The sequence below is a fragment of the Haladaptatus sp. CMSO5 genome, assembly GCF_036689885.1.
GTDB lineage: Archaea > Halobacteriota > Halobacteria > Halobacteriales > Halococcaceae > QDMS2.
Genome location: NZ_JBAHVW010000001.1, coordinates 2,163,221 through 2,175,112, shown reverse-complemented (window position 1 = coordinate 2,175,112; position 11,892 = coordinate 2,163,221). Strand labels below are relative to the sequence as shown.

Sequence of the window (11,892 nt, the reverse complement as noted above, 5' to 3'; positions counted from 1 at the left end):
CAGACAGCAGGCAGTACGGTAAGCGAACTCACCGATACTATTTATTCTTTGAGTGCTCCACCAATATAACTATTCGCTCACTACCCCGTTTTTTCACTGTACGTTCGGGTTAATCGAGGCTTGAAAGGAGGATACATGGGCATTTTGTTGTGTTATAACCGACTGGAATCTGGCGACTAATTCAAATAGTTTATAAGGAGGTTTTGCGCGCGCAGGTTCAGAGACCGCCCAACTCTTTGCCCGGGCACCGGTATTTCCCACTATGAGTTCGTTCGAGTCACTCCCCGCTGGCTGGGAGGTCTGGTCTGAAGAGGAAGAGGGGCGCATCGTTCTCGCCTTCCGTCCCGACGTGTTCAACACTCAAGATTTCCCACCCGTGTGCCTGCCAACGTTGTATCTAACCCAGGGTCGCCGCAATCGTCGTCCCGGCATCGAACACCAACTGCGCCCCGACGACCCGTGGTACATCACGCTGTACCTCGAACCGGACGTGAGCCGAACCGCAGAATCGTTCGACACCCGCGAAGATGCCGTCGCGGGCGTACTCGCGCTCACAGAACGGTTCGCCGCGGGCGAGTACGACTACCGGAGTCTGTATCAGGTGCCCCGCGAGGACTACCTCGACAAACTGGACGAGCTGACGGGGCGCGAGGCTTAACAACCCCGCAGGCGTAGCCCAGTTTATGCCGAAGGTCTCGCTCATCGGTTCGCGGCTCGCGGAAGTCGGCACGGAGTTCATCTACCAAGGTGAATCGAGTGCCTGCGAGGGGTGTCCCTACCGCAATCAATGTCTCAATCTCACGGAAGGGACGCGCTATCAGGTGACCGGTATCCGCGAAAACGCCCAGACGCTCGACTGTGCGGTCCACGACGCCGGCGTCAAAGCCGTGGAAGTCGAAGCCGTCTCCGTCTACGCGAACGTCGCCGCCCGCGGCGCGTACGCCGGGAGTAAAGCCACCCTTCCCGGGCCGTGTCCGTACACCGAGTGCCCGAGCCACGAGTACTGCGTCCCGATGGGTGCAAATTTCGATACGGAGTACCAAATCGAAGAAATCGTCGGGGAGCCACCCCACGACTACTGCATGTTAGACCGCGACTTGACGCTCGTGAAACTCGCCCCCGAAGGCGAGTAATCAGTGTTCGAGCGCTTGCGCGTACGCGAAGTCTTCTTCTCTCGCCGTCGGTAGTGCGTCGTCGAGTCGAATCTGCCAGCCGTGGAGCACCGTCGGGTCGGTGAGCGCGTTCGTCAACACGGTGCGCACGTCGAGTACGTCCACGCCGTAGTAGTCGTGTGGGACGCCCTGGAGATACTGAAGCGAGGTCGTAAACAGCGAGCGCATGCCCGCGTCGTCCTCGAAGTCGAAGTGCTTGTACGCACCCGCGGCGACCTGTACCATCCCGTGTAAAAACTTGCTCTCGGTCTTTCCCGCGCCGTAGTTGTACCACTCGTCTTCGAAACAGTCGTGGCTCTCGTGGAACTCTCCGGAGTTGTAGAGGCGCACCCCGTGGACGACAGCGCGCCGCAGCGTGGCGTGTTCCCACTGGCCGTCTGCGCGCCAGCCGGTGGGGTTTCCACGCGGCGGTTTCACGGAGGGGTCGCGGGTGTGGTCGTCCATATTCGGTACTAACCACTCCACCCGTGTGTTCCTGTCGGTCTGTACAGTTACTCCAGACTCTCTTCGTAACCAGTCTTCCCGGCGCGGTAGCTTCTGTGGAGGATAACTCCCGAACCGATGAGGAGCCGGAGTGTGATGAGCAGTAACCCAACACCGGTGAGTAGTTCTCCTATAGACCGAGACCCGACAAAGAACACGTCTCCGACGAAAACCCCAATCGCCCACAGTGCAAGTGCTATCCAGAACGTCTCGTCTCGAAAGAGTAGTTCTTTTAACACAGTTATCATCGTGTAATTTTCACAGGCAGGGCGCTTAAGGCTGTCTACTAATTGACACTCGGCGTCCCCCCCATCGTCCGAACACTCACTCCCGCCTGAGTGTCCTGAAAACCTTCGTTGAAGGCTATTTTCTATCTTGACGAATAGAGGGTATGGCAAAGGTGGGGCGGACAACTGACGGAGCAACGCCTGTCGAACTTACGGACGACGCGATTCAGGCGTTCGAAGCGCGGTTCGCCGGACCAGTCATCACCCCCGGTGACCCCGCATACGACGAGACGCGGGCGCTCTGGAACGGCGTCATCGACAAACGACCGGCCATCATCGCACAGTGTACCGGGACGGCTGACGTGGTAGAAGCCGTCGCTCTCGCGCGCGAACACGACCTCTCGGTCGCGGTGCGCGGCGGCGGGCACAACGTTGCGGGCTACGCGAGCGCAGACGACGGGTTGGTCATCGACCTCTCGCCTATGACCGGCGTGTTCGTAGATCACGAGGCGCGGACGGTTCGCGTCCAAGGGGGTGCAACCCTCGGGCAGGTAGACCGCGAGACGCAACTGTTCGGCCTCGCCACACCGCTCGGCGTCGTCTCTGCGACTGGCGTGGCGGGACTCTCGCTGAACGGCGGGCTTGGCCATCTCCGGCGGAAATACGGCCTCGCGTGTGACAACATCGTCTCCGCGGAAATCGTCACCGCAGACGGGCAGGTGCGGACGGCGACTGTAGACCAGAACGACGACCTGTTCTGGGCGATTCGCGGCGGTGGCGGCAACTTCGGCATCGTCACGTCCTTCGAGTTCCGGCTGTACGAAGTCGGCCCGGAGCTGCCAACGCTGTTCATCTGGTATCACGGCGACGACGCGGTTTCCGTGCTGAAAGCCTACCGCGAATACACGAAAACGGCGTCGCGCGACGCGAACACGATCGCGTTCACCTACGCGGTGCCCGAATTAGACGAGTTCCCAGAGGCGGCGTGGGGCGAACCGGCCGTGATTCTGTTCGGTGCGTTCGACGGCTCTGTCGCCGATGCAGACGCCGAGTTCACCCAACTCAAGACGCTCGCAGACCCGATTGTCGATTTCAGCGACACGCTCCCGTATGTGGCGTTACAATCCCTCCTTGACGAGGACTACCCCGATGGCTTGCGCTACTACTGGAAGTCCGTCTATGTAGACGACCTCAGCGATGAGGTTATCGACCACATCGTCCGCACCCACGGCGAGTCACCGTCGGCGCTCTCGACGGTAGACATCTGGCACCTCGGCGGCGCGATTGCTGACCGCGACCCAGACGAGACGGCCTTTGCCAACCGCAACGCGCCGTACATGGTCACCTACGAGGCGAACTGGGAGGACCCCTCGATGGACGACGACAACGTCGCGTGGGGGAGAACTGGAATCAGCGACCTCCGCCAGTTCAAGGGCGTCGCTGGCGCGTACGGCAACTTCCCCGGCTTCGACGAAGCGCCCGGAGACCTCCTCTTTGGCGAGAACTACGACCGACTGGTCGAGATAAAAACGACGTACGACCCGACGAACCTGTTCAAACTGAATCAGAACATCGTCCCGCGCGGCGCGTCGGCCGACGACTAAACGTCTGCGCGCAACTCGCCTAAGTAGTCGGCCGTATAGCCGAACACGTTTCTGTAGCCCGTCGCGGAGAGCAACACTGGATAGAACGCTTCTCGCGCCACTTCGACTTCGCCGTCGGCCGCCGCGAACGCTTTTCCCGCCTCGACTGGCTCGAAGTTCTCGACGAACACTTCGTACTCCTCTGCGGGGCCTTTCGGGATTTTGTCCTGCAGTCGGAAGTGGGGCACCGGTTTTTCCGGGGCGTCACCCGGCAGCACACCCGTCGCCGTCAGGAACGCCCGCGTGAGGCGGTCTGCGTTCTCCGCGGCGTCACGCGTGCCCTGAAGGCCACACTCGACTTCGATGGTATCGACGCTCGTGAACAGTCGGCCTTCGACGTAGTTGCCCGTCTCGACGACAGCCGAGATGGGAAGCCGCGGCATGATGTCTTTGATGTACTCGGTCATGTCGTCGAAGATGGCGAACGGCTCTGCGTGCGACTTCGTGGAGTGAAGCGAGAACGTAAGACAGGAGTCGAGTTCGTCTGCGAGCATCGCCGCGAGGCGCGATTCGTGAGTGTCGCCGTCTGGGTCGCCGGGGAACGTTCGGTTCAGGTCTTCATCGAGAAAGCGGACGCCGGCTTCGAGGGCTTCTTCGTTTGCGATGACGAGTTTGACCGGCTGGCGGACGTGCGGTTGCTCTTCGAGCAATCGCTCGACTGCTCGGACGCCGCAGGGTTCGTCGCCGTGGATACCTGCAACGACGGCGATTGTGGGGTCGCCCTCCCCCAACTGTTCGACTATCATTGGCGAAACAATCGCCTATCTACCTAAAAGCGATACGATTCATCAGTCGCCGTGGATGCGTGGACAGGTCACAGGTTCACGCGGGAGCCACACGAACAGAACTGCGAAAACCCCACGTACCGGCAACGAATGGGAACGTTCGATTCGGAACCAACTCAATCTTCGTCTGGCTGGTCTTCGAGCGACGAAAGCATACCGAGGTGCTGGGCGGCAAACCCTATCAGGTGGTCGTACCCGCCCGTGGACATCAACACCGGGAAAAACGGCTGGTCTGCGACTTTTTCGGGTTCCCCCTCTTTGGTCGCGTACACCTCGCCTGCCTCGACCTCCTCGAAATTCACACCTAAGAATTCGTAGCCTGCACCCGGAACGACCTCCGTCACGCGGTACACGTCGGGGTCGGAACCTACGTGCTCGTGGTCGATGATGCCGTAGGAGGCGAGGAAGTTTACCAGTACGTCGTACGCATGGTCGCTTGCTTCCTCGCTCCCTTTCAGTCCGCATTCGACGGCGACGCCATCGACGTGGTTGATGAGCCCGCCGCCGACGTGGCTGATGTTCACCGCCCGGCTGAGGCCGGTGGCCTGTAAGAGCTGTCTCGTTCGCGGCGTTAACCGGTGATAGAACACGAACGGTTCGGGGAACGACACCGTCGCGTGGAGGTCGAGAACCTGCAGGCCGTCGAGTTCGTCGAGGACGGCGGCGGCGAGCCGGTCTTCGTGGGACGCTGCGTTTTCATGACCCGGGAACGCCCGGTTCAGGTCTTCATCGATGAAGCGCTCGCCCTCCTCGATGGCTTCCTCGTTTGCGATGACGAGTTTGAGCGGTTTTTTGACGGGGAACTCCGCCGCGAGAAAGCGTTCGATGGCGTTCTTTCCGCACAGTTCGTCTCCGTGAAGGCACGCGACAACCGCAAACTCCGGGTCGCCCGAACCGAGTGTGTGCACACGCATATTTTAGCAGATGGCATTACGTATTGCGGCAAAAGATATAACAAGTACTGCTTTCACTTCTCTCCAAAAATCCGACTGCAGGAATAAGGTTTCACGTGAAAAACTGTCGACATATATCCGAAATCTGATAGTGTCCTTTATTAGTCCCTATTTGTAATCTTAGAGCCATGCCATCAAATACCGTAGATCGGCGGACGTTCCTCAAGCTTTCGGGCGGCGCAGCGGCGAGTGTAGCACTCGCTGGCTGTACCGGTGGCGATACGGGCGATGGAGAAACCACGGAAGCGACCACGTCTGGCGGTGAGACCACAACCACGAGCGGTGGGACGAGTGCAGGCGGCGAAGCGGACTTCGACCTCACGATTACCCAAGGGTCGCTGCCCTCCGGCCTCGACCCACACGACCACCGCGAAACGCCGACCGAAGTCGTCATGCTCCACGTATATGAGGGCGTCCTCACGCGCGACGCGGACGGGAAGATTCTCGAATCGCTCGCGACCGAGTGGAGTCGCGTCGATGGCGAGAATGCCGTCATGTTCCAACTGCGCGACGAAGTCACGTTCCACAACGGGGACTCACTGACCGCAGAGGACGTTGCCTTCAGCATCAACCGCATCGTAAACGACGACGTTGGCTTTGCGAGCCCGCAGTCAGACCAGCTCGCGGGCGTCACCGGCGCAGAAGCGATGGACGGTGCAGTGAAGGTCACGAGCGACGGCCTCAACCCAATCGTCTTCTCCGAGTTTGCGACCTACTGCGACATCATGCAAAAGTCGTGGGTCGAAGCCCGCGAGCAGGCGGACATCGCAGGTGACATGAACGGCACTGGCCCGTTCATGCTCGACTCGTACACCGAAGACGAAGAAGTCGTCCTCGCGCGCTACGACGACTATTGGCAAGACCCCGCCCCCGCGGCGTCGGTCACGTTCCGCGGCGCAGCGGAGTCGAGTACGCGCGTAAACCAACTGCTCGCAGGCGAATCGGACATCGTCGTGAACGTGCCACCCCAAGAGGTCCAGCGCGTAAACGACTCTGACAATGCCACCATCGCGGCCGCGCCGAGTACGCGCGTCATTTTCAACGCGCTTCGCTACGACGTCGAGCCGTTTTCGAGCAAAGAGTTCCGTCAGGCGCTCAACTACGCGGTTGACGTAGAAAGCATCAACCAGAACGTCCTCGGCGGCTTCGCGGCGGAGACCAATCAGCCAACCCTGCCGGAGTTCGTTGGCTACAACCCGGACCTGCCTTCTTACGACTACGATCCTGAGCGGGCTGCAGAACTGGTCGAGCAGTCGGGCCACGCAGGCGTCGAACTCGAACTCCAGACGCCGGTTGGCCGCTACCTGAAAGACTTAGAAATCGCAGAGGCGGTCGCTGGCTTCGTCAACGACCTGCCAAACGTGTCGGTCACGGTTCGCCAGCGCGACTTCGGGTCGCTCGTAGACGAACTGCTCACGGGCAACATCGAAGACAAGCCACCGTGGTACCTCATCGGCTGGGGTGAGGCAACCTTCGATGGCGGCCTCGTGATGACGGCACTCCTGAAAAGCGACGGTGCGCTCACCACGTTCAGCAACGAACGACTCGACGAACTGCTCAATCGCGCGGGCAACGAGTCCGGCGAGACGCGCGCACAGACGCTCATGGAAGCAAACGCCGTGTGCAACGAGGAGGCACCGTGGGTGTATCTCAACCAACAGTACAGCGTCTACGGTGTGAACAGTGCCCTCAACTGGGAGGCCCGCGCTGACGAACGTATCGACGCCTACGCGATTACCAAGAACTAGTCCAAATGGGCCTTGGACGTTTTCTCTTAAAGCGGGTGTTACAGGGGGTGTTGGTTATCTGGGGAGTGATCACTGTCGTGTTCGCCCTCCGATTGGTTTCGCCGGGCGACCCGGCAAACGTGTTACTTCCACCGGACGTCGACCCGGCGACGAGGGCGCGCGTCATCGAGGATTTAGGCCTCAACCAGCCACTACACATCCAGTATCTTGACTTCTTAGCTGGCGTTCCGTTCGGTGATTTCGGCACGTCGTTGGTGTCGAACACGCCGGTGTTCACGCGGGTGCTCGCCAGATTGCCAGCCACGCTGGAACTCGCGATTGCGGCGACGATTGTGGCGGTGATTATCGCCATCCCACTCGGCGTTATCAGCGCGACCCGTCGCCACCAGCCAGCAGACTACGGGGCGACGATTTTCTCGCTCGTGGGAATCAGCACACCGAACTTCTGGCTCGGGGTCATGCTCATCATCCTCCTCGCCGTCCAGTTCAACGTCTTCCCGACGAGCCGACGGCCGGTCGGCCTCAGCATGGTGTTTTCGATGCTCGCTTCCGGACAGCTGTCTGCGGCCACTGACGGCCTCGTAAACTGGCTCAGCCACATCACGCTCCCAGCGATTACCCTCGGGACGTACTTCACGGCGCTCATCACCCGCCTGACCAGAAGCGGCATGCTCGACCAACTCGGGAAAACCTACGTTCGCGCCTCGCGGGCGAAGGGACTCCCCGAGTCGCTCGTGCGCTATAAGCACGTCCTCCGTAACACACTCATCCCGGTCATCACGGTCATTGGCCTCCAGTTGGGGACGCTCATCGGTGGTGCCGTCATCACCGAACAGGTGTTCAACTGGCCCGGGCTTGGGACGCTGATTATCGACTCTATCAGCCGCCGTGACTGGCCGGTGATTCAGGGGTCGCTCATCGTCGTGGGCGTTGGGTTCGTCCTCGTGAACATCGTCGTAGACACACTCTACGCCTACATCAACCCGAGAGTGGGGTTCGATTAACATGCTCTCTCCACGTACGCGCAGAAATCTCAAACGCGAACTGAATCGCAACTTCCTCGCAAAGGTGGGGATTGGTATCGTCGCGTTCATCCTCCTGATGGCGATTCTCGCCCCACTTATCGCGCCGTACCACCCGGGCGACCAGTCGTTAGAGGACGCGCGACTGCCTCCGCTTGGCTTCTCCACCGCAGAGGAAAAGGAAGTGACCAAAATGGAAGACGGCCGCGTCGTCATCGAAGACGGCCAGGTCGCAACCGAAACCCAAGTCGTCTACGAGAACGCGACGCTCGCTCATCCCTTTGGCACCGACGGCAACGGCCGCGACATTCTCTCGCGGGTCATTTATGGAGCGCGAACCTCGATTCTCGTCGGGATTTTCGGTACGTCGCTCGCGACGCTCATCGGCGTCGTCGTCGGTCTGTCTGCGGGGTATTACCGCGGACTGATTGACGACGCGCTGATGCGCAGTGCAGACATTATGCTCGCGTTCCCGTCGCTCGTGCTCGCAATCGCCCTCGTGGGCGTTGCTGGGCAAGCCCAACTGAGACTGCCAGACCCCCTCGTCGTGACTGGGTTTGCGGAGGCGTTCCGTGGGCTTGTTGGCCTCTCGACTGCGCCGATGCCCTCGACAATTATCTTGCCGGGGACAATTATCGTCGTCGTCGCGCTCGTAAACTGGGTCTGGTTCGCACGGGTCGCCCGCGGTGAGGCACTCAGCCTGCGCGAGGAGTCCTACATCAAGGCTGCACGGTCGATGGGTGGCAAGGATTCCTACATCCTGACGCGCCATGTGCTCCCGAACGCGGCCACGCCAATTCTCGTCCTTGCGACGATTCAGGTGGCCGCCATCATCCTGCTCGAAAGCGCGCTGTCGTTCCTCGGCTTCTCGGGCGCGAACGTCTCGTGGGGCTTCGACATCGCCAACGGACGTGACTACCAGACCACCGCGTGGTGGATTGCCGCGATTCCGGGCCTCGCCATCGTGCTCACCGTCATCGGGCTCAACCTCGTCGGTGACTGGCTCAGAGACGCCCTCGACCCCGGTATCGAAGGGGAGGGTGGCGTATGACGGCGTCGTTCATGCGGCGTGATGTCCTCCGTGTCGAAGACCTCACGACCCGCTTTTTCACCGAGGAAGGGCAGGTAAACGCCGTCGAGAAGGTCTCGTTCGACGTCAAGGAAAACGAGATTCTCGGCATCGTCGGTGAGTCCGGCAGTGGCAAATCCGTGACCGCACTCTCGGTCATCGACCTCGTCGATTCGCCGGGTCGGGTCACGGGCGGCCACGTCTGGTTCCGGTATCCGGAACTCGCAGAAGAGTTCCGCGAGAAGAACCCAGCAGCCGTCGATGGCGACTACGTCGACCTCCGGCAACTGCCGAGAGGCGTCCGCCAGTCGCTTCGCGGCCCGAAGTTCAGCATGATCTTCCAAGACCCGATGAGCAGCTTCAATCCGTCGCTCACCGTGGGCGAGCAGATTGCAGAAGCCGTCGAGGTCCAACAGCGAGCGAAGGCGAACCCGCGCCGAACGCGCTCGCGGACGCAAGGCTATGGGCTCTCGAATCTCCTGCTCGATGCCGTGATTCCAACCCGGGATTACACGAGCGAGGAGAGCCACGCACGAGCCATCGACCTGCTCGAACAGGTCGGGATTCCAGACCCCGAAGAGCGCGCAGATGAGTACCCCCACCAGTTCTCCGGCGGGATGCTCCAGCGGGCGATGGTCGCCCAGGCGCTTGCAGGCGAACCGGACGTGCTGATTGCAGACGAGCCAACCACGGCGCTCGACGTGACGATTCAGGCACAGATTCTGAATCTGCTGCGCGATATTCAGGAAGACCGTGGCATGAGCATCGTGCTGATTACCCACGACCTCGGCGTCGTGGCACGGATGTGTGACCGCGTCGGCGTCATGTACGCCGGTGAAATCGTTGAACGTGGGTCGCTCGAAGCCGTGTTCGACGACCCAACGCACCCCTACACGCAAGGGCTCCTCGGGTCGATTCCGGACTTAGAAGACCCCGCTCCACGACTCCAGCCAATCGAAGGCAACGTGCCGAGTCTCGTAGACCAGGAGATGGAAGACCGGTGTTACTTCGCAGACCGGTGTCCGTACGCGATGCACGACTGCCTCGGACGCCAGCCGATGCGTGCGGTGTCGGGCGACGACGCCCACGAAGCGCGCTGTGTGCTCACAGAGCAGTCGTACAACGAGCAAGAAGCCCTTCCCGAAGGCTACTTCGAGGGAGGTGGTGACCGATGAGTAAGGCAATTCTCGAAGTCGAAGACCTGGAGAAATACTACTTCGAACAGGACACGTTCGTAGACCGCATGCTCGGGCGCGACCCCCAGAGCGTGAAGGCAGTGGACAACATCTCCTTCGAGGTTCGCAAAGGCGAAACGCTCGGCCTCGTTGGGGAGTCTGGCTGTGGGAAGTCCACGACCAGCGAAACCCTGCTTCGCCTGCGCGAGGCGACTGGCGGGCGCGTCAAATTCGACGGCGAGAACATCTTCGAGATGGACGACGAGCAACTTCGCGCGTTCCGGCGACGGGCGCAAATCGTCTTCCAAGACCCGTTTTCGAGCCTCGACCCGCGGATGACCGCCGGTGAAATCATCACCGAACCGCTCGTCATCCACGACCTCGCAGACCGCGAAGAACGCCGAGCGAAGGCGAAGAACCTGCTCGACCGCGTCGGCCTCTCTGCCGACCAAATCGACCGCTACCCACACGAGTTCTCAGGCGGCCAGCGCCAGCGTATCGGCATCGCCCGCGCGCTCGCACTCGAACCCGAACTCATCGTGTTAGACGAACCCGTCTCGGCGCTCGACGTGAGCGTCCAAGCGCAGGTGTTGAATCTACTCGAAGACTTACAGGAGGAGTACGGGTTGACCTACCTGTTCGTCGCCCACGACCTCTCGGTGGTGCGCCACATCTCAGACCGCGTTGCGGTGATGTACCTCGGGAAAATCGTCGAAACGGGGCCGGTCGACCAGATCTTCGAAGACCCGAAACATCCCTACACCGAGGCGCTTCTCCAGAGCGTGCCGCGGGCGAAGACGAGCGAGTTCGGCCGGCGCGTGGACGCGCTTCCGGGCGACGTGCCCTCGCCCCGCAATCCGCCCGTTGGGTGTCGGTTCCACACACGCTGTCCGTACGCGCGTGAGGCGTGTAAGAACTCACCGCCCGCGGACTATCCGGCTGGACTGGACCACACCGCAGCGTGTGTCAGACTCGACGACCAGCACGCATATTGGGATGCAGACCCGCTTCCACACACTGATGCGTACGAATCGAGCGAGGTTGACGCGCCGATGCAATCGGAGGACGACTAATGACGGATAACGAGGAGCCGGCTGACTTCGAGCACAATCCGTCTGTGCAGGCCGAAGCGCCGGGTGCCGTCACGGAGTACTGGGACACCCTCATCTCGGATATGGAAGCCACCGCAAAGCAGTACCGCGACAGCGGCTGGAGCGTCGTCACGGTGAATCCGGGACAGGTGTTCCCTGATATGGAACTTCCCGGCTTCGACATTCTCGTCGCGGACGACGAGTACTTAGAAGCCGTCAAATTCACCGAAGACAACACCGTCGAAGAATCGGAGGTGTACCGCGCCGAAGCCGACGCCGTCTTCTTCCTCGCGGTGTTGCGGGATGCCTCACACAAGAAAGCGCTGCTCGTGCCGGGTTACTACCCCCACGAGAAGGGCACGCAGCTGCGCGAGCGCATCGACTCGTCGCTCACGCTCAATTTGAACCGCCTCCAGCGCGATGTGGCGGTTTCGGTCGAGCTACACGACCCGGAAGCCTTCTTCCCCGACTCGATTTGGGGCGAGTAGCGCGAACGCGAAGGTAAAGGCCGAGGGTCCCGTTAG

13 protein-coding genes are annotated in these 11,892 nt (G+C 61.0%); 9 read left to right on the top strand and 4 right to left on the bottom strand.

Annotation, left to right across the window (positions count from 1 at the left end; translation table 11 throughout):
- The first annotated feature begins 262 nt into the window (after positions 1 to 262).
- On the top strand, positions 263 to 658 hold the full coding sequence (locus tag V5N12_RS11415) for a DUF5820 family protein (RefSeq protein WP_332899294.1): 396 nt from the start codon (positions 263 to 265) through the stop codon (positions 656 to 658).
- 25 nt (positions 659 to 683) lie between these two features.
- Positions 684 to 1,133 carry a UPF0179 family protein gene (locus tag V5N12_RS11410; RefSeq protein ID WP_332899293.1) on the top strand — a complete coding sequence of 150 codons (450 nt, stop codon included), beginning with the start codon at positions 684 to 686 and terminating at the stop codon, positions 1,131 to 1,133.
- Here the strand turns inward: V5N12_RS11410 and V5N12_RS11405 are convergent, their stop codons facing one another.
- Both V5N12_RS11405 and V5N12_RS11400 read right to left on the bottom strand, forming a co-directional pair.
- Positions 1,134 to 1,616, bottom strand: coding sequence for a DUF309 domain-containing protein (locus tag V5N12_RS11405; protein ID WP_332899292.1), 483 nt, complete (start codon positions 1,614 to 1,616; stop codon positions 1,134 to 1,136).
- Positions 1,617 to 1,663: 47 nt separating this feature from the next.
- Entirely contained in the window at positions 1,664 to 1,903 is a 240-nt protein-coding gene (locus tag V5N12_RS11400; RefSeq protein ID WP_332899291.1) for a hypothetical protein, read from the bottom strand.
- A 143-nt stretch (positions 1,904 to 2,046) separates the two neighbouring features.
- On the opposite strand from V5N12_RS11400, the gene V5N12_RS11395 reads away from it, so the two are divergent.
- Positions 2,047 to 3,486, top strand: coding sequence for an FAD-binding oxidoreductase (locus tag V5N12_RS11395; protein WP_332899290.1), 1,440 nt, complete (start codon positions 2,047 to 2,049; stop codon positions 3,484 to 3,486).
- On the opposite strand, the gene V5N12_RS11390 is transcribed toward V5N12_RS11395, so the two are convergent.
- Positions 3,483 to 4,271 carry a succinylglutamate desuccinylase/aspartoacylase domain-containing protein gene (locus tag V5N12_RS11390; RefSeq protein ID WP_332899289.1) on the bottom strand — a complete coding sequence of 263 codons (789 nt, stop codon included), beginning with the start codon at positions 4,269 to 4,271 and terminating at the stop codon, positions 3,483 to 3,485. The genes V5N12_RS11395 and V5N12_RS11390 overlap by 4 nt on opposite strands.
- A 155-nt stretch (positions 4,272 to 4,426) precedes the next feature.
- On the bottom strand, positions 4,427 to 5,224 hold the full coding sequence (locus V5N12_RS11385) for a succinylglutamate desuccinylase/aspartoacylase domain-containing protein (protein ID WP_332899288.1): 798 nt from the start codon (positions 5,222 to 5,224) through the stop codon (positions 4,427 to 4,429).
- A 167-nt stretch (positions 5,225 to 5,391) separates the two neighbouring features.
- Here V5N12_RS11385 and V5N12_RS11380 point away from each other — a divergent pair, with 167 nt between their 5' ends.
- The 6 genes from V5N12_RS11380 to V5N12_RS11355 are packed head-to-tail and all read left to right on the top strand — an operon-like array spanning position 5,392 to position 11,856.
- Entirely contained in the window at positions 5,392 to 7,011 is a 1,620-nt protein-coding gene (locus tag V5N12_RS11380; RefSeq protein ID WP_332899287.1) for an ABC transporter substrate-binding protein, read from the top strand.
- 5 nt (positions 7,012 to 7,016) lie between these two features.
- Entirely contained in the window at positions 7,017 to 8,015 is a 999-nt protein-coding gene (locus V5N12_RS11375) for an ABC transporter permease (RefSeq protein ID WP_332899286.1), read from the top strand.
- A 1-nt stretch (position 8,016) separates the two neighbouring features.
- Complete coding sequence (locus V5N12_RS11370) at positions 8,017 to 9,084, top strand: ABC transporter permease (RefSeq protein ID WP_332899285.1); 1,068 nt, start codon at positions 8,017 to 8,019, stop codon at positions 9,082 to 9,084.
- Positions 9,081 to 10,277, top strand: a complete 1,197-nt coding sequence (locus V5N12_RS11365; RefSeq protein WP_332899284.1) for an ABC transporter ATP-binding protein — start codon at positions 9,081 to 9,083, stop codon at positions 10,275 to 10,277. Before V5N12_RS11370 ends, V5N12_RS11365 begins: the two co-directional genes overlap by 4 nt.
- Positions 10,274 to 11,350 (top strand): ABC transporter ATP-binding protein, encoded by a 1,077-nt coding sequence (locus tag V5N12_RS11360; RefSeq protein WP_332899283.1) that lies wholly within the window; start codon positions 10,274 to 10,276, stop codon positions 11,348 to 11,350. Before V5N12_RS11365 ends, V5N12_RS11360 begins: the two co-directional genes overlap by 4 nt.
- Complete coding sequence (locus V5N12_RS11355; RefSeq protein WP_332899282.1) at positions 11,350 to 11,856, top strand: DUF7529 family protein; 507 nt, start codon at positions 11,350 to 11,352, stop codon at positions 11,854 to 11,856. Before V5N12_RS11360 ends, V5N12_RS11355 begins: the two co-directional genes overlap by 1 nt.
- The last annotated feature ends 36 nt before the right edge of the window (positions 11,857 to 11,892 follow it).

Bases quoted from the DNA above. Each gene is read 5' to 3' on its own strand.
- V5N12_RS11415 (WP_332899294.1), top strand. From the start codon at position 263: ATGAGTTCGTTCGAGTCACTCCCCGCTGGCTGGGAGGTCTGGTCTGAA.
- V5N12_RS11410 (WP_332899293.1), top strand. From the start codon at position 684: ATGCCGAAGGTCTCGCTCATCGGTTCGCGGCTCGCGGAAGTCGGCACG.
- V5N12_RS11405 (WP_332899292.1), bottom strand. From the start codon at position 1,616: ATGGACGACCACACCCGCGACCCCTCCGTGAAACCGCCGCGTGGAAAC.
- V5N12_RS11400 (WP_332899291.1), bottom strand. From the start codon at position 1,903: ATGATAACTGTGTTAAAAGAACTACTCTTTCGAGACGAGACGTTCTGG.
- V5N12_RS11395 (WP_332899290.1), top strand. From the start codon at position 2,047: ATGGCAAAGGTGGGGCGGACAACTGACGGAGCAACGCCTGTCGAACTT.
- V5N12_RS11390 (WP_332899289.1), bottom strand. From the start codon at position 4,271: ATGATAGTCGAACAGTTGGGGGAGGGCGACCCCACAATCGCCGTCGTT.
- V5N12_RS11385 (WP_332899288.1), bottom strand. From the start codon at position 5,224: ATGCGTGTGCACACACTCGGTTCGGGCGACCCGGAGTTTGCGGTTGTC.
- V5N12_RS11380 (WP_332899287.1), top strand. From the start codon at position 5,392: ATGCCATCAAATACCGTAGATCGGCGGACGTTCCTCAAGCTTTCGGGC.
- V5N12_RS11375 (WP_332899286.1), top strand. From the start codon at position 7,017: ATGGGCCTTGGACGTTTTCTCTTAAAGCGGGTGTTACAGGGGGTGTTG.
- V5N12_RS11370 (WP_332899285.1), top strand. From the start codon at position 8,017: ATGCTCTCTCCACGTACGCGCAGAAATCTCAAACGCGAACTGAATCGC.
- V5N12_RS11365 (WP_332899284.1), top strand. From the start codon at position 9,081: ATGACGGCGTCGTTCATGCGGCGTGATGTCCTCCGTGTCGAAGACCTC.
- V5N12_RS11360 (WP_332899283.1), top strand. From the start codon at position 10,274: ATGAGTAAGGCAATTCTCGAAGTCGAAGACCTGGAGAAATACTACTTC.
- V5N12_RS11355 (WP_332899282.1), top strand. From the start codon at position 11,350: ATGACGGATAACGAGGAGCCGGCTGACTTCGAGCACAATCCGTCTGTG.